Origin of the sequence: Chitinilyticum piscinae, from assembly GCF_015223195.1 — a bacterium.
Taxonomy (GTDB): domain Bacteria; phylum Pseudomonadota; class Gammaproteobacteria; order Burkholderiales; family Chitinibacteraceae; genus Chitinilyticum; species Chitinilyticum piscinae.
The window spans coordinates 810,446-830,622 of sequence record NZ_JADFUA010000001.1 but is presented as its reverse complement, the minus strand read 5'-3'; the positions used below and the strand labels follow the sequence as shown (position 1 = coordinate 830,622).

The following is a 20,177-nucleotide window of genomic DNA, read 5'->3' as shown; positions in this document are numbered from 1 at the left end:
CCAAGCACTCACACTCATCGGCTGTAATTTGTTAAAGATCGTTGCCCTGACGCCGCCAAACTCGCTAAACTCGTCGTTTCGCTTCGTTTGTTTCGCTGCGTCAGCAGCAGAGAGGCCGAACTATACGACCCAACCCTCGAAGCGTCAACACCCCGCCCGACAATTTTGCACACCAAGTCGATAAGTCGTTGTTTTGCAAGACCCCCAAACTACAGACATCGCCCCGCCCTGAGTAACCCATCCAACCGAAACCCAATAGGGCGCCACCTATTCGCGGGAGCCGCGCTGCATGCAAGGGGTTTCCGGCTATACCCCTCGTCGATTTGCCATACGCAGTCCAATTTGCACCAGTTCAGCTTCTGGTAACAAGCGCGTTGCGTGGGGATAGATCTCCATGTCCTCTCGTGCTGCATGCTCCGGATAGCGGCGCGCAAACTCGCCGGCGAGCGAAACATCCAGCTGCACACCCCCATCGCGCACGTTCACCAACTGGCAGCGCAAGCTCTGCCAGAGCTCACCCAATGCTGCATGCTCCGCCTCGATATCTCGGATGACCCGGTTGAGTTGAGCATCCGCGACAGCCAAAAGCGCAGGAAACAAATCCTCTTCCTCATCCTGATGATGCAAGGGCGCCGCTATATCGAAGTAACGCAGGATCGAACTGGCCGCTTCCCGCGCCATGGCATCGTTGCCATTTTGCTGTACATGCAGCGCAAGCTTCTCGGCGAGGAGCGCGTAGTGGCGCACCCGGTCGTGACAGGCTGCCAGCAATGCCATCGGCTCATCGAATCCCGGCCCTGCCGTTGCCCCAATCGTAATTACCATGCCTCAGCCCTCCTGATCTTAATCCGAGTATTTTACTCGGATTAATTCCTTCCGCGCTCTGCGCCGTCACGCCCTCTGTCGCAGCGATGCAGTATCCTGCAGCTCATGAACGCGATCTATGCCGTATTCCTCACCCTGCTCTGGACTACCACCCCGTTGGCAATCAAATGGAGTGTTAATGGACTACCCCCAACGCTGGCTGTGACGCTGCGCTTTGCTTTGGCTGCGCTCGTCGTTGGCGTATGGTTGCGCTGGGGTAGCACCGCCGCCGCACAACGTACTGGGCTGCGGCGCAACCAGTTGATTGCCGGCGGCGCATCAGCCTGCTCGATGCTCTGCACGTACTGGGCCGCGCAACATGTTTCTTCCGGGCTGATCGCTGTCCTCTTCGGTCTGATTCCGCTGATGACAGCGCTGTTTGCCCGACTCTGGCTTGATGAAGCATTAAGTGCAGGTGAATTGCTGGCGATGATCTGCGGGATGACCGGGCTGGGGCTGATCTTTGCGGAACACCTGCATCCAGGCCCGGGAGGCTGGCTGGCCGTGCTGGTTATTCTGCTGGCGGTAGCACTGCAATCGGGAGCCGCCGTCTGGCTCAAGCGCAGCAGTGTCGGATTGCCGGCGGCCGCCATCAACGGCGGCGCATTGGTCGTATGCTCGACCATCACTTTGCTGACTTGGCTCGGAACTGGCGCCCAGCTACCGGCAGCAACTCCACCTGCCACGACACTGGGCGCCGTGTTATATCTGGCAGTGATTGGTTCAGCACTGGGATTCAGTATCTATTACCGACTGATCCAGTCGTGCCGACCGCTATCGGTGGCGCTGATATCGCTAATCACCCCGGCAACCGCGTTGTGGCTGGGCCACATTGCCAATAACGAAACCATCACACCGCGTCTGGGACAAGGCAGCGCCCTGATTCTGGGTGGTGTACTGCTGCACCTGCTGGCGCAACACGCCCGACGCTCACTTCGCCAATGGTAATCCCGCCAGAAGCCGCGCCGTTGCCCCCCGATGCGAGGCGGTAAATACAATCCCGGCGGCAGCCATCGCCTGACGCTCATCCGCGGCATCCAGCAACTGCAGCGCCGCCTGTACGGCCCCTGTGGCATCACCATATTGCCGGGCGGCACCGGCGGCACATGCCGCCTCGGCGACTGCGGCAAAATTGAACGTCGAAGGCCCCAGCACGACCGGCACGCCCTGTGCGCAAGGCTCGATCAGATTCTGACTGCCAAACGGCAGCAGCGACCCCCCCATCAACACGGGCTCCGCATGCACCCCCATGGCGGCATACCAGGCCCCCATCTCGCCCATCGAGTCACCCAGCAGCACCTGTACAGCCGGACTCAGTACGGTAAGGCCATCCCATTCACTGCGGCGCTGGATTCGCAGGCCATGCGCTCGCAGCAGCTCCGCCACCTCATCGAAACGCTGCGGATGCCGGGGGACGATAATCAGCAGCAAATCCTGCGGCCAAACTGGCAGCCACTGCTGCAACAAAAGAGACTCTTCCCCTTCACGACTTGACGCCAGCAGCAGCACCGGACGCACACCACAATGCTCACGCCACTGCCGCCCCAGTGCCTGCTGCTCGGACTGTGGCGTAACGTCAAATTTCACGCTTCCCATGATCTGCACGTTCTGAGCGCCGATCTGTGCCAGCCGGCGAGCGTCCTCTCTATCTTGCGCCCACACCCCGGCGAGCCGCGCCAATGCAGGCGCAACCAGGGCAGATACCCGTCGGTAGCCTCGGGCAGAACGCTCCGAAAGACGGGCATTGCCCAGCAATAGCGGAATATCGCGATCGGCACAGGCATGAATCAGATTGGGCCAGATCTCGGTTTCCATGATCAAGCCAAAGCGGGGCTGCCAATGTCGCAGGAAACGCAATACCGCCCCGGGGTAATCATAGGGAAGGTAGGCGACTCGACCATTCCCGCCCAATACCTCGCAAGCCGCTTCGCGCCCGGTCGGCGTCATGCACGTCAGCAGAATTTCGGCTTCCGGGTCACGCTCGCGCAAAGCCCGGATCACCGGCGCGGCAGCGCGTGTTTCACCCACCGACACCGCATGAATCCAGTAGCGTTTCGCCTGCGGGGCCACTGGATAGAAACCCAAGCGCTCCGCCCAATGCTCACGATAAGCAGGCTGCTTGCGGGCCCGTTTCAGCAGATACAGCCAGATCAGCGGGAAGGCACACCACAACAGCAGTCGATAGATGAGGCGTGCCATCATGAACGCACACCCAGTGCCCTGCGGGTCTGTTCGAGCACCGAGTCGACCGGAATCAGCGCCATTGCCCGAGGATCATGCACACGCTGATGCCAGTCCGCGATCGCAGGGTTCTTACCCAGCAGGGTCTGTAGCGCTTGCGCATAAGCATCAACACAATACTCCGTAGCCTGCCAGGGTCCGGATAGCCCCAATCGGGCGACCGCATAGAGGCCAACCACCGGCACCGCATATGCACGGGCGATATGGATTGGCCCGCTATCGGGCGACACCAGCAGTGCCGCGCCAGCCAGCAAGGCAAACAGTTGCGGTAGCGTGGTCTGGCCGGCGACGCTAAGCCCGTTCCCATTGGGAACACAGGCCGCCAGTCTTGCCGACTGCTCAGGATTGCTCCCGGTAATCACCACCCGCCCCTGCCAGCCAGTTTCCGGCAGACGGCGCAGGAACTCCTCCTGCTGCGGCAACGGCCAGTCCCGCTCGGCCTTGCTGGCGGATGGGTTGATAACTAGATATGGCTCATCACCCAGCAGCCGGGCGCGCCACACCAGCGCCTCGGAGGTCAAAGGCGGAGCCCAGTTCCGGGGGACGGCCATGACGCCGATCTGGCGCATAAAGGCCAGAAAACCATCAGCCAGATGCTCATCGGCGCGGGCAATGCGCTCGTCAACAAACCAGCCGTGGCCATCGCGGGCTCGACGATCGTCAAAGCCGATCTTGCGACTTGCCGGAATCAGAGGATAGATCAGATTACTGCGCAACTTGGCCTGCATGGCCAGCAGTACATCGAAATGCCGCCCGGCAAAATCCCGACGAATACGCCGGTATTCTGCCAGCGTACGCGGGCCATCGACCGGATAGAGCTCGATGCGCCCGGCCAGATGCTGCACCACGGGCAGAAAACGTCGCTCGATCAGCCAGGTAATCCGCGCCTCCGGCAAGGCATCACAAAGAGCCTGAACCGCCGGCAGCAGCAGAAAAAGGTCGCCCAGTGCCGACAAGCGAACCAGACAGATGGAAGCAGGTGCAGAAGCAGTCATGGGCGCATTCTAGCAGGCAAGGGGAATACGGTCTGCGCATCGCCAAACCTTCAGATTCTTGCCGTCGGGAAGGGTTCAGCCTGCACGCGCCGCTGCGGCTGCTATGCTCAAAACAGCCACTCGGGAGTTTCCCCATGCCACTGTTTTCCATCCTGCTCGCCCTGCTGGTGCTGGCGATCATTTTTCTCTGGCTCAAGTTGCGCGATGCACGCCACGAACTGGCCAAAGAGCGGGTTCGCGACCCGCTGACCGCCTTGCTCAATCGTCAGGAGTTCCTGGAACTGGCCCAGCGCGAAGTCAACCGTTCGCAACGCGCCCAGCGGCCGATCTCGATGCTGCTGATGGACATCGACCGGCTGCGGGACATCAATCGCCAGTTCGGGCAGAGCGGGGGCGACCTGGCGCTGCAATATGTTGCCAGCCAGATCCGCCTGTCAATCCGCGACTTCGATCTGGCCGGGCGCTACGCCGGCGAAGAGCTTGCGCTGCTGCTGCCCGATACCAGCCTGGGGGGCGCAGCCATCGTCGCCGAGCGGATCCGCAAACGGGTTGCCGAATCCGGCTGCATGGTCGGTACCCACCCGGCACCGGTGTCGGTAAGTATTGCTGCCTGCGAAATCACCGAAGAAACCATGACCCTGGAAGATTTGCTGCTGGCGGCCGAAGCCACCCTCGAACACGCACACAAGAAAGGCGACAATCTGGTGATGCTGTATGGCGAACAGGCTGATACCTAAGCAGCCATGCCGCCAGACATATTCAAATCATTGAGATCCGTGGCAATACCCTGATCAATCGCGATTTCCGCCCTTGACCATTACGAACTCGAACAGACGGCAATCCAGCGCACCGTTGAACAAGGGGGTGCGCTTGCTGGCTTTCAGCCGGATCACCTTGGCCAGTTGCATATCGCCAGTGAAAAAGTAGGCGCGCCAGCCGGCAAAGTACTGCTTCAGCACATTGCCCCATTGCGGATACAGCGACATCAGGTGCTGCTGCTCTTCCAGCCGCACACCATATGGCGGGTTGGTTACCAGCACGCCATGGTCAGCAGGTGCTGCCGCATCCAGATAATCGCCCTGCTGCAGGGTAATGGCATCCGCCACGCCGGCAGCCTGCATATTCGCTTCGGCATGGCGCAAGGCGCGGGCATCGATGTCACGCCCGAATAGCGCCAGCGGCTGGCCGGTTTGTGCCGCAATCGCTTCATCCTTGATGCGCTGCCAGATGGCCGGCGCAAAATCGCGGAATTGCTGGAAGGCAAACGAACGCTTCAGACCCGGCGCGATCTTGCGAGCAAGCATGGCGGCCTCGATCAGGATCGTTCCCGAGCCGCACATCGGATCGAGCAAGGGCTCATCCGGATTCCACCCGCTCAGCTGCACGATGCCGGCCGCCAGATTTTCCCGCAGCGGGGCGGCACCAGTTTCACGGCGATAGCCGCGCTTGAACAGTGGCTCACCCGAGGTATCCAGATACACCACGGCCATGCGGTCAGTCAGAAACAGCTGGATGCGCATGTCCGGTTCTTGCGTATCCACACTGGGGCGCGCACCGGTCTTGGCCCGGAACGCATCGCAGACGGCGTCCTTGACCTTCAGGCCGGCAAACTCCGGGCTGCGCAGCGGCGATTTCACCGCGGTGACACTGACCTTGATGGTGTTTTCCAAGGCAAACAGCGCCGGCCATTCAACACCGCGAGCGAGCTGATAGATGTCCTCTTCCGTGCGGTAGGGGCGCTCCGCCAGCTTCCACAACACCCGGCTGGCCAGCCGCGACTGCAGATTCACCTTGTACATCAGCATCGGCGCGCCGGCAAAGGCAACCCCGCCATCACTGGGCCGCACATCCCGCGCGCCAAGCTGGCTGAGTTCCTGCGCCAGCAGCGCTTCAAGACCACGGGGACAGGGGGCAAAAAACTGGAAGGTCTGCAGCAAGGTCATACTCCGGAAAACACGCCCGCGACCAGAGCCGGCCACGGCAAAACGCTAGTGTAGCCGAAGCCGCAACGGCCTCTTGTTGCCGGGTGTATCGAGCTGCCGGACGGAAGGCGTGGCAAATTGCCAACATTGCCGCCATCCCGTACCGCGTAGTCGGCACAAGCTCACTACACTGAGGCTTTTGCCAAGATCGAGGTACACATGATGAAGTCCCTGTTGATCAGTCTGCTGGGCATCAGCGCACTGGGCACGGTTGGCAGCAACGCCCTGGCCGCTGACGAAGCCACTGTGGCATCGCACGACAAGCAGGTTGTCGCCTATATCCGCACCTGGCCGATCGGCTCCACCCCGGCCGACATGGACGCGGGCAAACGCTGGACCGCCGAACAGATCCGCTGCGACCAGCTGACCAAACTCAATCTGAGCTTCGGGCTGATCCGCAACGGCACCGATGTCTATATCCCCGACCTGGAAGACCGCCCGAACTCGACCAAAACCGGCACGATTCCGGCCTTCAAGACGCTGTGGGGCGAAGTGGCCAAGCTGCAGCAGAATTGCCCGAAGATGAAGATCAATCTGTCCGTTGGCGGTTGGGGTGCCGATGGCTTCTCGCAGCTGGCCATGGAAAAGTCCACCCGCGCCAAGTTCATCAAGAGCGTGCTGGCCATCGTGGAGAAACAGAAGCTGGACGGCGTCGATATCGACTGGGAATACCCGGTCGGCCCGGACTGGGAACTGCCGATCCGCACCCATCCGCGCGACCGTGCCAACTACCCGGCGCTGCTGGAAGAAACCCGTGCGGCACTGGACAAGCTGGGCAAGAAAACCAAGAAACGCTACGAACTATCGGTTGCCGTGCCGGCCACACCGTGGTTCGGCCAGAAGAACGACATCATCCGCATCGTGAAGGCGGTCGATTTCCTCAAAGTGATGGCCTACGACCTGGCCGGCACCTGGAGCAAGCAGACCGGTCACCACGCCAACCTCTACCAGCGCCCGGACGATCCGGCCTGGGGCGGCTGGAGCGCCGACCAGGGCATGAAGATTTACCTGAACTACGGCATCAAGCCCGAGAAGCTGCTGCTGGGCACCGCGTTCTACGGCCGTGCCTGGAAGGGCGTGGAAAACAAGGACAATGGCCTGTTCCAGAAATTTGCCAGCGGCGCGTATGAGGACGGCATCAGCTGGCCAGATATCAAAAAACTGATGGAAGCCGGCTACACTCGTTACTGGGATGATGTCGCCAAAGCGCCCTGGCTGTACAACGGCGACGAAATGATCACCTATGAAGACGCCGAAAGCCTGGCCGCCAAGGCCGCGTATGCCAAGGAGCACAAGCTGGGCGGCATCATGATCTGGGAATACGCCCATGACATGGATGCCGAACTGCTGAAGCCGCTGAACGCCGCACTGGCCCAGTAATATACACAAGACCGTATAGTCACCAACGCATTCACCAACAAACACTTAAAGGATATACCCATGAAGAAAATCCTCGTGTGCGCACTCATCGCTGGCGGCATGCTGGCACCGCTGATGCCTTCGGCCCAGGCCGCCGATCCCGACTACAAGATCGTGGGTTACGCGATTTCCTGGGGCGCCTACGGACGCGGCTACACCCCGAACGACATCGATGCGAACAAGCTCACCCACATCAACTTCGCCTTTGCCAATATCGAAGGCGGCCGGGTCGTGGTGGGCGATGCCAATGTCGACACCAGCGGGCGCAACAATTTCCGTCAGCTGCGCAGCCTGAAAAAGGACAATCCGAACCTGAAAACACTGATCTCGGTCGGTGGCTGGACCTGGTCGAAGAATTTCTCGGATGTGGCGCTGACCCCGCAAAGCCGCAAGGCCTTTGCCGACAGCGCAGTTGAGTTTATCCGTGAGCACAAGTTTGACGGCGTCGATATCGACTGGGAATTCCCGGTAACCGGTGGCAATGCCGGCAATATCGAACGTCCGGAGGACAAGCAGAACTACACCCTGCTGATGACGGCACTGCGCGAAGCTCTGGATGTGGCCGGCAAGGCAGACCAGAAATCCTACCTGCTCACCACCGCCATCGGCCCGGGCGAGCGCTGGATCAAAAACACCGAAATGGGCAAGGTGGCCAAGGTCGTCGATTTCATGAACCTGATGGCCTACGACTATAACGGCGGCTGGAACAAGCATTCCGGGCATGTCGCGCCGCTCTATCACGATCCGGCCTACACCCGCGAAGCCAACAACCCCAACAACAACATCAGCAAGGTGGTCGACATGCTGATCGCCGAAGGCGTGCCATCGCAGAAAATTGTCCTTGGCGTTCCGTTCTACGGCTACAGCTGGAAAGGCTGCAAGCCCGACAACAACGGCGAGTATCAGGATTGTGCCGGCAAGGGACGGGGCAGCTGGGAAGACGGCAACCTGGATTACAGCCAGATCGAGAAGAAGATGGTCGACAAGGATGGCTTTACCCGCTACTGGAATGACAAGAGTAAGGTCCCCTATCTGTTCAACCCGAAAACCGGCGAGTTCGTCACCTATGAAGACAGCCAGTCGCTCGCGATCAAGCTGGACTACCTGAAGGAAAAGAAACTCGGTGGCGCGATGATCTGGGAACTGTCCGGCGACCGCAAGGAAACGCTGCTCAAGCAGATCAACCAGTCGCTGCGCCCGACCGGCAAGTAATTGCTTCGGGAAGCCAAACAAAAACGGGAGCCGAGGCTCCCGTTTTTGTTGTGGCCTGACACCCTTACTTGGCCAGTTCGTTACCGATCAGGGTGGTAAGTTCACCGGTCTTGTCACCGGACAACTCCCACACCATCACGCCAGCCAGCTTGTTCTTCTTAACGAAATCAACCTTGGCTTTCATGGTGTCGGCATCATCAAACGTCCAGACTTCCTTGCCATCAAACTTCCAGGCCGACTGGGTTGCTTCGTCACGGAACAGCTTGCCCGGCTTGGTCTTGACCACGTCATACTTGTCCTGGCCTTCTTCGAGCCTGCCCTTGGCCTTGGCGGACACGGCCTGATACATGCCGTTGTTGTCCGTCTTGCTCACCTTCCAGCCGTAGCCATAGAACGGCACCCCCACGACGATCTTGTTGGCCGGCACCCCCGCCTCGAGATAGTCCTTCACGGATCCATCCACCGAACCCGAGTCCTTCTTGGTGCCCAGCAGATTTGCATTATGCCCGGTGACACTCGACCAGCCGCCCGAGAAGTCATAGGTCATGATGTTGATCCAGTTCAGCGGGGCGTGGATCTTGTTCAGTTCGATGGTGGCAGTCTTGCTCGACGGCGCCGGAGCGGCAATGGTCAGCAGCAAGTTCTTGTCGACCGCATTGAGCTGCTTGCGGAACTCCTGCAGCAGTGCCGTGTAGTTCTCGGTATCCTCGGCGCGCACTATATTGCCGGCATTACCCGAGCTGCCCGGGTACTCCCAGTCAATGTCGATACCGTCAAACACCCCCTTGGCCAGCCCCGGCACGATCTTGCCGCCCTTCTCGACATCACCCTTCACAAACTGGTCGACGCAGGATTTGACGAAGGCTTCCCGATTGGCCGGCAATGCCGCATCCGAGAAATACTTCGACCAGGTCCAGCCGCCCAGACTGATGACCACCTTCAGATTGGGATTGGCTTTCTTGAGCTGCTTGAGCTGGTTCCAGTGACCAAACAACCCGTTGTCACCCTTGTCTTCCTTGCCATCCAGCGTATATTCGGAGGGGATCGGCTTGAGGTAGTCGTCATCCGGTTGGCCGATCACGCACTTGTTGTTCACCACATTGGCAAACGCGTAATTGATCACGGTGAGCTTCTTGGCCTGCCCGCTGGTTTCGATGTTTTTCACGTAGAAACCATCGCCATGCCCCCAGGCGGTGAAATACCCCACCCATTGCGGCTTGGCGGGTGCCGCCACGGCATTGGCCACCACAGCCGCAGCCGCCGGCTTGGCTTCAGCAGCCGGCTTGCCGTCATCGGTCAGGATCTGGATATTGTCGAAGTAGATATCCTTGCCTTCGCCATTCGATTGCACCCACTGCTCGATAGCCAGGTGCATCGGTTCGCGCAACTTGAAATCAAACTCGTAGCTTTCCCATTTCTTGGAATCCTTGATGCGATTCGGGAAGCCCGACTTGGCCGTACCGGCAATCCACTTGTCACGACCGGGAAAATCCGTGGTGGTCCCCACCGTGCCGCCGCAATCATTGCCGCACATGCCCAGATAATCGAATTTGATGATGTACTTGCCTTCCGGCAGCGTCACCTTGCTGAAAATATCGCCACCGAATACCGGCTTGTCGAAACGGGCCACCTTGTTGCCTGGGCGCAGTGGATCATCAACGATGCTCACATGCATCGGTACCGAGCCATCGCCATTCTGGCCGACCCACTTGGCATTCAGGTCACCACTTTCGAAATCTTCGGTAAATACCGGCTCGCCCGCCTGGGCAAAGGCCGCAGCCAGCAAAGCTGGCAGGAGCAGCAATTTCATCGATCTATCCTCGTCCTTGTTGTGGAATTGCCAATAACTGGCATGTCTTGTTATGCAGAACGAGCCTAGGCCTGTCTTGCCCGGCGCGCAAGCATGACCCTGCCTGATGTAGGGATTCTGATTACTGCTCGCGCAGGATCGCGCGCACGGCCGGATGATCGCGTTTGCGCGGAGTGGTGATGGCGTACAGATTTTCCTCGACCCCTTCCAGCAAGCCCACTCCAAGCAGACTGCCATCCCCAGCCAGATCGTCCGGCGCAAATGCTGGTGCGGCAAACAGCCCCAGACCGCGGCGTCCGAAGGCCTGCAGCAGCGCAATATCGTCGAATTCGCCGGCCACGTTTACGCGCAAGCCTTCGGTGGCAAACCACTGATCCAGCCGGCTGCGCAACATGTTGCCGCGCGAGGGCAGCAGAAAGGGGGCGCCATCCAGGCCATTATCCGCCCAGCGCTCCGCCAGCAGCGGCGCGGCGAAGACCCAGACCGGGCAGCGGGCCAGTTCGACACAGTGAAATTGCTGGGCGCTGGCAGAGCCCAGCGGGCGATCACTGAGCACCAGATCGAGCTGGTGCAGTGCCAGCTCGGCCAGCAATTCGTCCGAGCTGCCCTCGTGACACGTCAGGCGCAAAGGCTGGGGCAGCGCCAGCGCGGGCCCGAGCAGCTGGCAGGCGATATTCTTCGGCACCACGTCGGTGACTCCGACACTGAGGCGCAAGCCCGGATGGGCACTGTCCCCCTCCAGACTGTCGAGCAGCTCCTCACCCAGCAGGAAAATCTGGTCGGCATAGCGCAATACCTCGCGCCCGGTATCGGTCAGCGTCAGGCCGCGCCCCTGCGGCGCAAAAAGCGCCCGGCCGAGTTGCTGCTCCAGCTGGCTGATCTGATGGCTGAGGGTCTGCGCCCGCAGGCCGAGTTTGCCCGCTGCACCGGTAATGCTGCCCTCGCGGGCCACATGCCAGAAGTAACGGAGGTGGTGGAAGTTGAGGCGGAAGTTCACAAAATCAATCCAATAAAAATGGAGGATAACTCCAACTTTATTCGATTTATTCGACTACAGCACCTAGGTAGGATGAAACCGTCTCTTGCAGAAGGAGCAAACACCATGAAGCCGAAAATCATTGTTCGCAATCTCAAGCTTGACCAGAACACCCTCAACTATGTGATGAACCGGCTCCGCTATGCGCTGGATCGCCTGCAACAGCGTGTTGGCAGCGTGACCGTGCGCCTGAATGACCTCAATGGCCGCAAGGGCGGCATCGACAAGGCCTGCCAGATCCATCTGCAGGTACCCGGCCACAAGCCCATCGTCGTCACCGAACATGGCATTGACCTGCTCGCCGCCATCGACCGCGCCGCACACATTGCCGCGCACAGTCTGGACCGAATGTTCAAGCGCGAAACCCGCGCGCATCGGCGCCAGAAACCCGAACTGCTGCTGACTGAGGCCGAGCCGGCCTGAGCATGCCGCGCGGCCGGAGCGCTGCGCATCACCGAACCGTAACACCAAGGAGGCTTTATTTGTCGACGTTCAACCTGGTACTCGAACTAGCCGGAGCCATCTCCTTACTCTATGCGTTTTATCGTTTCGATAAATACTACCGCGGGCAGAGAGCCCGGGCCGTGCAGATCCACCGGCGCTAGAGTGCCAGCCCTTCCAGACTGCGGGCCACCTTCGGGTGGCCCGTTTTCATTGCTCGCGCAGCAAACGGCAGTGCGCGTCGATGCGCAAGCTCTGGCGTCCTTCGGCTGTGCCGCTGAAGACATACCGCGCACCAAGCCGTTGCGCCTTGCCGTAGAGCACCGCGCTGCGATCATGCAGCCGGCAATGGAGCAGGTCATACACCTCCACGCGCTGCTGGCTGCCGGAATAGGACACCAGAAACAGATAACGTCCGTTCCCCAGCGCCAGCGGCCCGCTGAACAGCGGCGGGCTCAACTCGCATCGGCCTGCACGAACCGGCCCCAGCCAGGACGGATTCTGCGCATCCCCATCGCGCCCCTCTAGGCCAAGCGGACCGGCTTGCGTCGACACCGTATCATCGGACGGCAGATCACTCAGTTTGCAGGCAGCGCCCACGCCCTGAGCCATGAGCATCCCCAACGCCACCCACATACACTGGAATGTATTTAACCATAGACCTTGCAAAGAGACGCCCCTACGCATATACCCTAAAATCGAATTACTACCCCGGAATTCGGAAGCTGCATTACAAACCACCCAGACAGAGGTATTTCAACTCGACGTACTCATCGATGCCGAAACGCGATCCCTCCCGCCCGAGACCTGACTGCTTGATGCCGCCAAACGGTCCGACCTCATTGGAAATCAGCCCGGTATTGACGCCGACCATGCCACTTTCCAGCGCTTCCGCCACCCGGAATATGCGCGCGAAATCGCGGCTGTAAAAATACGCGGCAAGGCCGAATTCGCTGGCATTGGCCTGCCGGATGACTTCCGTTTCATCCTGGAAGCGGAACAAGGGCGCAACCGGGCCGAAGGTCTCCTCGCGGGCAATCAGCATGCCCGCATTCACCCCGGTCAGCAGTGTCGGCTGGAAAAACGTACCTCCCAGCGCGTGCCGCTGCCCCCCTACCCGCAACTGCGCGCCCTGAGCCAGTGCATCGGCGATGTGCTCTTCCACCTTTCGCACCGCAGCCTCATCGATCAGCGGTCCCTGCGTTATACCAGCGTCCATCCCGTTACCCAGCTGCAGCGCCTGCATGGCACGAGCCAGCTCTTCCGCAAAGCGCTCGTAGACGGCATCCTGCACATAGATGCGGTTGGCGCAGACGCAGGTCTGCCCGGCATTGCGGAACTTGGCTTGCATGAGCCCGGCGACCGCGGCATCCAGATCGGCGTCGTCGAAAACGATAAAAGGAGCATTGCCGCCCAACTCCAGCGACAGCTTCTTGATGGTTCCAGCGCACTTCGCCATCAGTGTCCGGCCTACTGCGGTGCTGCCCGTGAAGCTGAGCTTGCGCACAACCGGGTTATTCGCCAGTTCGTCACCGATTTCGGCGGCACTGCCGGTTACCACATTCAGCACTCCGTCGGGGATACCGGCACGGCTAGCCAGCTCGGCCAGCGCCAGCGCGGTCAGCGGTGTCTGGCTGGCGGGCTTGAGCACCATGGTGCACCCAGCAGCCAGTGCGGGCGCGACCTTGCGGGTGATCATCGCCGCCGGAAAATTCCAGGGCGTGATGGCTGCCGTGACCCCGACCGGCTGGCGCAATACCAGAATGCGCTGGTCCGGCTGTGGATGCTGCAGCACCTGTCCATCGAGCCGTTTGCCCTCTTCGGCAAACCATTCGATGAAACTGGCCGCGTAGGCAATCTCGCCACGCGCCTCCGCCAGTGGCTTGCCCTGTTCGGCGGTGAGTATGCGCGCCAGATCTTCCTGCGTGGCGATCACCAGCTCATACCAGCGGTGCAATAGCACGGAACGCTGCTTGGCCGAACGGGCGCGCCAATCCGGCAGAGCCACCTCGGCAGCCACGACGGCATCCCTGGTCGCTGCAGCCCCAAGCCGGGGAACACTGGCAATGCAGGCGCCAGTAGCCGGATTACGAACCGGGATGCCCAGTGCATCGCTCGCCATGATTCGCCTGGAACCGATACGGCAAGACGTCTGCAACAAAGTAGCATCGGCAAGATCCAGCATGGCTAACCCCAGAATGAGCACTGATGCTGCGCACCCTAACACATCCAGACCCTGGCGGCAGTGCTTACACCGACCATACAGACCTTTCCACAACCGTCAGTCGGAATCCTGCCAGCACCAGCCATCCACCACTTTCAATCCGCCGCTGAGCACCTAGAGTAGGGGGATGAAACCCGTCCCGTATCCTGGCGCCGGCTTATGGCTGTGCGGCCTGCTGCTTGTTGCACTGGCGGCCTCTGCCACGGCCGCGGAACGCTTGCGGGTGCGCTTCGCTCCGGAACAGAACTACGGCCCCTTCATTTATGCCAGCGAAAGCGGGCAAGTTCAGGGGCTTTCCTATGAATTGCTGCTCGCCCTCTTGCCCGATGCCGAACTGGAACTGGAGCTGCAGCCCCCAGCGCCACTGGATACCATTCTGCAGCGCGCCGAAGCCGGGCAGGTCGACCTGATCTCGTCGCTGCGCCCGACACCGGAGCGCGCCCGCTTTCTCGGTTTTACCCGTCCGTATGTAAGCATCCCCGCCGTGCTGCTCATGCCGGAGCAGACCAGCAGTACCCTGGACAAACTGGCCCGGCAACCCGTCGCAGTCGGCAGAGGCTACGCCGTGGAAGCATTTGTCCGGGAACGCTATCCGGCCGTGCAGTGGCAAGCTGTCAGCGATGACCGTGCAGGCATGCGGCTACTGCAAGAAGGAAAAGTCCGTGGTGTAGTCATTGATCTGGCCAGCGCCATCTTTACCGGCGACACCATTGCCTATCGTGACTGGCGGGTAGCTCAGCAGATTGGCTTTGACTACCAGCTCAGCTTTGCCTATCCGCTCTCCCGCCCGGATATCGGCGAACGCCTTGACCGGGCGCTGCGGCAATTTGACGATACCCGCCGGCAAGCCATTCTGGCACGCTGGCTGAGCCGCTCCGGTGCACCTGCGCAAAACATGCAGCGCCAGATCCTGACGGGGGCAGGGCTCGGCTTGCTCGCGGGCGCGATCGTGCTGCTACTACGCCAGCATTTCCGCCGCCGGGGGCGTTCATGAACGAGCGCGCTCACCACACGGCACGGCTGTCCCTATACGCCAATATCACCATGGCACTGGCGTATCTGTTGCTGGCCATGCTCTCCATCTGGCTATTCCGGGCAGGCGGAATTGCCATCATCTGGTTTGCCAATGCGGTCGGGATTGCCACACTGAGCCGGCTGCCCTACCGGTTCTGGGGCTGGCCGGTGGCCTGGCTGGCCGGAGCAATCCTGCTGGCGAATCTGCTGGGTGGTACGGATGTCATACAGGCCATGCGCTTTATTCCCGGCAATCTCGGCGAGATGCTGGCTGGCGCGTGGCTGCTGCGACGCACCGGGCTAAGTTCGGGTTTTTTCTTCAGCCTGCGCAACACCATCCGCCTGATCTGGCTGGGCGTCTGCCTGCCTGTGCTCCTGGGCACGGCCCTCACCGCCATCCTGCTGGGCTCAGGCGGTATTCCGCTATCGTTGCACCTACTGCTGCACTGGCTCGAAGGCAGCATGATCGGCGGCGTTTCGCTACTCCCTCTAGCGGTCTGGATCACGAATCAGGGTTTATCCAACTACCTGCGCAGCGTTGCCCGGCTTGAACTGCTGGCACACCTGCTGCTGGCCATCGCCGTTACGGTACTGGCGATGCAGCTGCTGCCGTTTCCCTTCATCTATGCCAGCCTGCCACTCTTTTACATCGCCTACCGGCTGGGCTTGTCCGGCGTACTGATCGCCAACGCGCTTGTGTCCTTTACCATCTGTCTGCTGATCAGCCTCGGAACCCTGGCGCCCCCGCCGACCCTGTATTCCTGGGGGACTGCGCTGTTCTATCTGCCGATTCTGGCCACCTTGCTGCCGCCACTGTTGCTGGCCGTCGCACTGGAGATGAATCGCTCGGCGAGTCTGGCACTGCAACTGAGCGAGCGGCGCTACCGTGCGCTCTATCAGCAGACCCCTGCCCTGCTGTTTTCCTGTGATGCGGCCGGCGTCATCAGCAGTGTCAACCAACTCTGGCTGCAAACCATGGGTTACGCACAGCACGAGGTACTCGGCACGGTGGCAACGGAGTTCATGGATCAGGACTCTGCCAGCCGTTTTCGCAATCAGGTGCTGCCTCAGCTCGCCCAGGAGGGGCGCAGCCAGGGGCTGGTACTGGGACTGCAGCGCAAGCAGGGCGGGCAAGTGTCTGCACTGCTGACCGCCACCTGCGAACACGACGAGTTCAATCCGTCGGGGCGGATACTGGTGGTACTGCTGGATGTGAGCGAGAAACTGCGCGCCGAATATCTGGCCTACCACGATCCGCTGACCCAGCTGCCCAACCGACTGCTGTTCACCGACCGCATCACGCATGCCTGCCAGCAAGGCGAGCGGAATGGCGGGCAGTTTGCCGTTGCCTTTCTGGATCTGGATCACTTCAAGGCCATCAATGACGGGTTGGGGCACCGCATCGGCGATCTGCTGCTGATCGAAGTGGCACGCCGCCTGGAACGCACCTTGCGCGGCAGCGATACCATCAGCCGCTTGGGCGGCGACGAATTTGTCATGCTGCTTGATGAACTGGGCCCGGGCGGCGAAGCGCAACTGACCGGGGAGAAAATCCTGGCGGCACTGGCCGAACCCTGTGAGCTGGAGGGCGTTGCCGTGCGCATCTCCGGCAGCATCGGCATGGCATTCTATCCGCGCGATGGCGGGGATGCCGCAACGCTGCTCCGCCACGCCGATGAAGCCATGTATAGCGCCAAAAATGGCGGCAGAAGCCGCTTTGCGACCTATACCCCCGGGGGAAACACTCAGCCCAGCGGCATTTCCTCGTAAGCCACACACAACAGCACCTGCCAGCCCTGTGCCGTTCTCAGCAAATGATAGGCCGTGCAGAAATTCCACGGCGATCGCTCACCACTGCGGCTGACCCGCCAGAACACATCAAGTAGTGCATTCATCTCGCCCAGCATTCGGCAATGCCGGATTTCTGCATGCGCTTGCTGATACCCCTGGCCGCGGTACTGCGCACACAAGGCACGCATATTCGCCGCCACTGCGGCGCGATCCGGCCAGTGCGCGACACGCCCACCCTGCACGATCTGGCAGGGCTCGACGTACAGCTCGGCGACAGCATCGCCATCGAGCGCGTTGAAGGCGGCGCTGTACTCTTCCAGCCAGTCGGCCAGATCCTGCGGAACCGTCACGCCGCCACGCGCCGGCGTGTCTGCATGATCACCGGCGCCCAGGTTTCGCCCGGCTGTTTCTTGCGCGTGGTCAGCGTCAGCTCGGAAGGCCCGTAGACATTGGTGTTGTGCGTCAGCGGCGTAGTGATCAGGTATTGCGCCTCGGTGGCTTTCAGGAAGCCGCCCACGCGGTCGATGTTGAAGATGTCGAGGTGGGCAAAGGGTTCGTCGATGAACACGAAGCCGGACGGATTGCTCTCGTCCATCATCAGGCCAATCAACAAGATCAACGACTTCATCACCTGCTGGCCGCCGGACGCCTCGCCGTCGTTCAGGCCCATCATGCCCTTCTGGTCGAAGTTGAAGCGCACGGTGAGGCCGGCCTGCGCCAGCGTCAGGTCGTCGTTGTCCAGATGCGGCAGTTCGGTTTCGACATGGATACCGGAGAGTTCGCCGAGCTTGGCGAGATTCTTTCCATAGGCGCGCACGGTCGCGCGCAGCTTGTTGATGTAGGCGCCGCGCGCTTCGTCGGTCAGCTGACCGGTGCGCTCGGCATCCTGCCGGTGCTGCAGCGCGTCGCGCTCCAGCAGCGCGTAGTCGTTGGCCAGCTTGTCACGGCGTGCGAGGATGGCGGGATCAGTTTCCCAGTCGCCGCCGTCCAGCCGCTGCCTTTCCTGCTCGATCAGGTAGCGCACGGCCTGCACGCTGTTGAACTTGTCCTTCAGCTCGCGCAACGCACTGGCGCTCGCCAGCGACTCGGGCAGCTCCTTCTTGGCGGCGCGCAGATTGCGCATCAGCCGGCTCTGTTCGTCACGCTGGCGCGCCAGTTGTTCGAGCTGCTGCGCCACCGCTTTCGCCAGCCGTTCGCGCTGGTCGGCCAGCCGGCCGTGCTGCACGCGTTCGTCGGCCTGCTGCGCGCGCGCGGTTTCCCACGCGGCCTGCGCGGCGGCGAAGGCCGCGCCGGCCTGCTGGGCTCGCGCCTCGTCGTCCGGCCAGCGCGCGGCGGCCAGTGCGAATTCTTCCTGCCGTGCGGCCAGCTGCACCACGGCCTGCATGCCCATCAGCTGCTTCTGCAGCGTGCTGATTTCGCCGGCGATGCCCTGCAGGCGGGTTTCTTCGTCGAGGATTTCCTCGTTCAGCTCTTTCAGACGACGGCTGGTCGCGGTCAGGCGCGACAGGCGTGCGGCTTCGCCGAAGGCATGGTCGCCGGGGCGCACGCTGATGTCGCGCGCACCGCGCCGCTCCTTGTGGAATCCCTCGCGGGTGATCCAGTCGCCATCGACATGCGCGCCAGCCTCGACCGAGCGCACGCGCTGCGTGCGGTTGAGCAGACCGGTCAGCCAGGCCGGCACCGGGCCGCGGAAGTCGACGATTTCCAGCACCGAGCCGGCATTGGCGCGCGGCGCAGGCTCGACATCCGGGACGATGAAGTGGCGGTAGCGCAGCTGCTGGCCGATTTCCCACGCGCGGCGCTTGTCCGTGTCACGGCTGAGCAGCACGATGTGGCGGTACGGCGCCAGCAGCGCCTCGATGGCCTCCTGCCAGCTGGAATCGCGCACCTCGACCAGCTCGGTCAGCATGTGGTGGCCGATGCCGGCCTCGTCCAGCGCGGCGCGCAAACTGCGCACGAAATCCGGCGACGGCGCACGACCCTGCTGCAGGGCGAACTGGGTTTCGGACAATTGCTCGCGCTCGGTCTTCATGTCGCGCAGCGCCTGCTTGAGCTGGGACTCCTGCTCCTTCAGTGCCGCCAGCTGGTCGGCGAGTGCAACGGCGTCGCTGCCGTGTTCACTGGCCGCCAGGGCGCGCAGGCGCTCCGCTTCCTTGAGCAGCTTTTCGGTATCGCGCGCCACATCGCGCGCAACCTGGAACGCCGTGAAGGCCTCATCGTATTGCGCCTTGGCGGCCTGCTCGCCACCGTGCGCGCTGGAGAGCAGTGCATCCAGCGCGTGGAACTGCCGATCCAGCTCGTCCAGCTCGTTCTGCTTTTCGCGCAAGGACCGGCGCGCGCCGCGGAACTGGTTGATGTAGCCGCGCAGGCTGTCCCACTGCTCGACGTAGCGCAGCGCCGGAATCACATCCTGCTCCAGCCGGATCACGTCGGCGTGCAGGCTCTGCCATTCGACAAAGCTGTTGGCGCGCAGCCGCAGGCGTTCGGCTTCCAGCCCCAGCGTGGTGAGCTGCTGCTCCATCTTGCCCAGCTCATCTTCGGCTTCCTTCAGGCGCAGTTTGGCTTCCTGGTAGTAATCGAGCACCTGCTTGTCGCCGAACACCTGGAACACCAGATCGAGCAAGGCTTTCGGCGAGTATTCGCACAGCTTGTCGGTATCGCCCTGCTCCAGCGCCAGCACCTCGGCAATCGCCGGCGTGAGCCCGGCGGCTTCCAGGCGGCGGCGGTATTCGTTCACGCCCAGCCAGGAGAGCTGGCTTTCCACGCCGTCGACCAGCTGCACGTCGCCCTCGGCGATCGCGTACTGACGTACCCAGTCACCGCCCTGCTTCTTGATGCGGCAGAACAGCGTGACCACGTCGCTGGTGGCCGGGAAAAACAGATAGGGAAACAGCCCGCCACCGGCGCGCTGCGGATTGTTCACCACGCCGCGCAGCCAGGCGTACTGCGCACGGTTGTTGCGCACATAGCGCTTGTAATCGCGCCGCCCCGAGCACTTCAGCGCCAACAGCGTGCGCAAGGCATCGAGCAGCGTGGTCTTGCCGGAGCCGTTCGGGCCGACGATGGTGACGATCTGCGAATCCAGCGGCACCTTGATGGCCTGCCAGAAATCCCAGTGGATCATTTCGAGTTCGCGGATCTGGAACAT

General features: G+C 61.6%; 17 protein-coding genes. 7 read left to right on the top strand and 10 right to left on the bottom strand.

The genetic code is table 11. From position 1 onward, the window contains the following. Nucleotides 1–306 precede the first annotated feature (306 nt). Nucleotides 307–825 (bottom strand): hemerythrin domain-containing protein, encoded by a 519-nt coding sequence (locus INR99_RS03815; protein WP_194114951.1) that lies wholly within the window; start codon nt 823–825, stop codon nt 307–309. A 105-nt stretch (nt 826–930) separates the two neighbouring features. Here INR99_RS03815 and INR99_RS03810 point away from each other — a divergent pair, with 105 nt between their 5' ends. Next, nucleotides 931–1,812, top strand: a complete 882-nt coding sequence (locus INR99_RS03810) for a DMT family transporter (protein WP_194114950.1) — start codon at nt 931–933, stop codon at nt 1,810–1,812. Here INR99_RS03810 and waaA read toward each other — a convergent pair. Then, a complete protein-coding gene (gene waaA, locus INR99_RS03805; protein ID WP_194114949.1) occupies nt 1,795–3,066 on the bottom strand; it encodes a lipid IV(A) 3-deoxy-D-manno-octulosonic acid transferase in 1,272 nt (423 codons plus the stop codon). The two genes, INR99_RS03810 and waaA, sit on opposite strands and share 18 nt — an antisense overlap. Beyond that, entirely contained in the window at nt 3,063–4,100 is a 1,038-nt protein-coding gene (locus tag INR99_RS03800) for a glycosyltransferase family 9 protein (protein WP_194114948.1), read from the bottom strand. The genes waaA and INR99_RS03800 overlap by 4 nt, the downstream gene beginning before the upstream one ends. Nucleotides 4,101–4,234: 134 nt before the next feature. On the opposite strand from INR99_RS03800, the gene INR99_RS03795 reads away from it, so the two are divergent. Further along, entirely contained in the window at nt 4,235–4,837 is a 603-nt protein-coding gene (locus INR99_RS03795; RefSeq protein WP_194114947.1) for a GGDEF domain-containing protein, read from the top strand. Between the two features lie 54 nt (nt 4,838–4,891). Here the strand turns inward: INR99_RS03795 and INR99_RS03790 are convergent, their stop codons facing one another. Then, complete coding sequence (locus tag INR99_RS03790) at nt 4,892–6,037, bottom strand: THUMP domain-containing class I SAM-dependent RNA methyltransferase (RefSeq protein ID WP_308431433.1); 1,146 nt, start codon at nt 6,035–6,037, stop codon at nt 4,892–4,894. Between the two features lie 207 nt (nt 6,038–6,244). On the opposite strand from INR99_RS03790, the gene INR99_RS03785 reads away from it, so the two are divergent. Then, entirely contained in the window at nt 6,245–7,462 is a 1,218-nt protein-coding gene (locus tag INR99_RS03785; protein WP_194114945.1) for a glycoside hydrolase family 18 protein, read from the top strand. A 60-nt stretch (nt 7,463–7,522) separates the two neighbouring features. Beyond that, nucleotides 7,523–8,713, top strand: a complete 1,191-nt coding sequence (locus INR99_RS03780; RefSeq protein ID WP_194114944.1) for a glycoside hydrolase family 18 protein — start codon at nt 7,523–7,525, stop codon at nt 8,711–8,713. 64 nt (nt 8,714–8,777) lie between these two features. Here the strand turns inward: INR99_RS03780 and INR99_RS03775 are convergent, their stop codons facing one another. Together INR99_RS03775 and INR99_RS03770 are read right to left on the bottom strand one after the other, a co-directional pair. Beyond that, on the bottom strand, nt 8,778–10,523 hold the full coding sequence (locus INR99_RS03775; protein WP_194114943.1) for a glycoside hydrolase family 18 protein: 1,746 nt from the start codon (nt 10,521–10,523) through the stop codon (nt 8,778–8,780). A 121-nt stretch (nt 10,524–10,644) separates the two neighbouring features. Then, nucleotides 10,645–11,520, bottom strand: coding sequence for a LysR substrate-binding domain-containing protein (locus INR99_RS03770; RefSeq protein ID WP_194114942.1), 876 nt, complete (start codon nt 11,518–11,520; stop codon nt 10,645–10,647). Between the two features lie 105 nt (nt 11,521–11,625). Here INR99_RS03770 and INR99_RS03765 point away from each other — a divergent pair, with 105 nt between their 5' ends. Further along, nucleotides 11,626–11,982, top strand: a complete 357-nt coding sequence (locus tag INR99_RS03765) for an HPF/RaiA family ribosome-associated protein (protein ID WP_194114941.1) — start codon at nt 11,626–11,628, stop codon at nt 11,980–11,982. A 228-nt stretch (nt 11,983–12,210) separates the two neighbouring features. On the opposite strand, the gene INR99_RS03760 is transcribed toward INR99_RS03765, so the two are convergent. Together INR99_RS03760 and INR99_RS03755 are read right to left on the bottom strand one after the other, a co-directional pair. After that, on the bottom strand, nt 12,211–12,612 hold the full coding sequence (locus tag INR99_RS03760; protein ID WP_194114940.1) for a hypothetical protein: 402 nt from the start codon (nt 12,610–12,612) through the stop codon (nt 12,211–12,213). Nucleotides 12,613–12,730: 118 nt separating this feature from the next. Next, nucleotides 12,731–14,185: an NAD-dependent succinate-semialdehyde dehydrogenase gene (locus INR99_RS03755; RefSeq protein WP_194114939.1), complete on the bottom strand. Its 1,455-nt coding sequence runs from the start codon at nt 14,183–14,185 to the stop codon at nt 12,731–12,733. Between the two features lie 166 nt (nt 14,186–14,351). Between INR99_RS03755 and INR99_RS03750 the strand changes: the two genes are divergently transcribed. Further along, nucleotides 14,352–15,218: a transporter substrate-binding domain-containing protein gene (locus tag INR99_RS03750; RefSeq protein ID WP_194114938.1), complete on the top strand. Its 867-nt coding sequence runs from the start codon at nt 14,352–14,354 to the stop codon at nt 15,216–15,218. Continuing rightward, on the top strand, nt 15,215–17,008 hold the full coding sequence (locus INR99_RS03745) for a diguanylate cyclase domain-containing protein (protein WP_194114937.1): 1,794 nt from the start codon (nt 15,215–15,217) through the stop codon (nt 17,006–17,008). Before INR99_RS03750 ends, INR99_RS03745 begins: the two co-directional genes overlap by 4 nt. Here INR99_RS03745 and INR99_RS03740 read toward each other — a convergent pair. Then, nucleotides 16,984–17,379, bottom strand: coding sequence for a DUF6841 family protein (locus tag INR99_RS03740; protein WP_194114936.1), 396 nt, complete (start codon nt 17,377–17,379; stop codon nt 16,984–16,986). The two genes, INR99_RS03745 and INR99_RS03740, sit on opposite strands and share 25 nt — an antisense overlap. Further along, nucleotides 17,376–20,177, bottom strand: coding sequence for an ATP-binding protein (locus tag INR99_RS03735; protein WP_194114935.1), 2,802 nt, complete (start codon nt 20,175–20,177; stop codon nt 17,376–17,378). The genes INR99_RS03740 and INR99_RS03735 overlap by 4 nt, the downstream gene beginning before the upstream one ends.

What these genes read in the sequence shown, in the direction of transcription:
- INR99_RS03735 (WP_194114935.1), bottom strand. Translation starts at nt 20,177, where the DNA reads ATGTTCCAGATCCGCGAACTCGAAATGATCCACTGGGATTTCTGGCAG.
- INR99_RS03780 (WP_194114944.1), top strand. Translation starts at nt 7,523, where the DNA reads ATGAAGAAAATCCTCGTGTGCGCACTCATCGCTGGCGGCATGCTGGCA.
- INR99_RS03750 (WP_194114938.1), top strand. Translation starts at nt 14,352, where the DNA reads ATGAAACCCGTCCCGTATCCTGGCGCCGGCTTATGGCTGTGCGGCCTG.
- INR99_RS03800 (WP_194114948.1), bottom strand. Translation starts at nt 4,100, where the DNA reads ATGACTGCTTCTGCACCTGCTTCCATCTGTCTGGTTCGCTTGTCGGCA.
- INR99_RS03755 (WP_194114939.1), bottom strand. Translation starts at nt 14,185, where the DNA reads ATGCTGGATCTTGCCGATGCTACTTTGTTGCAGACGTCTTGCCGTATC.
- INR99_RS03795 (WP_194114947.1), top strand. Translation starts at nt 4,235, where the DNA reads ATGCCACTGTTTTCCATCCTGCTCGCCCTGCTGGTGCTGGCGATCATT.
- INR99_RS03775 (WP_194114943.1), bottom strand. Translation starts at nt 10,523, where the DNA reads ATGAAATTGCTGCTCCTGCCAGCTTTGCTGGCTGCGGCCTTTGCCCAG.
- INR99_RS03765 (WP_194114941.1), top strand. Translation starts at nt 11,626, where the DNA reads ATGAAGCCGAAAATCATTGTTCGCAATCTCAAGCTTGACCAGAACACC.
- waaA (WP_194114949.1), bottom strand. Translation starts at nt 3,066, where the DNA reads ATGATGGCACGCCTCATCTATCGACTGCTGTTGTGGTGTGCCTTCCCG.
- INR99_RS03760 (WP_194114940.1), bottom strand. Translation starts at nt 12,612, where the DNA reads ATGGCTCAGGGCGTGGGCGCTGCCTGCAAACTGAGTGATCTGCCGTCC.
- INR99_RS03810 (WP_194114950.1), top strand. Translation starts at nt 931, where the DNA reads ATGAACGCGATCTATGCCGTATTCCTCACCCTGCTCTGGACTACCACC.
- INR99_RS03815 (WP_194114951.1), bottom strand. Translation starts at nt 825, where the DNA reads ATGGTAATTACGATTGGGGCAACGGCAGGGCCGGGATTCGATGAGCCG.
- INR99_RS03785 (WP_194114945.1), top strand. Translation starts at nt 6,245, where the DNA reads ATGAAGTCCCTGTTGATCAGTCTGCTGGGCATCAGCGCACTGGGCACG.
- INR99_RS03745 (WP_194114937.1), top strand. Translation starts at nt 15,215, where the DNA reads ATGAACGAGCGCGCTCACCACACGGCACGGCTGTCCCTATACGCCAAT.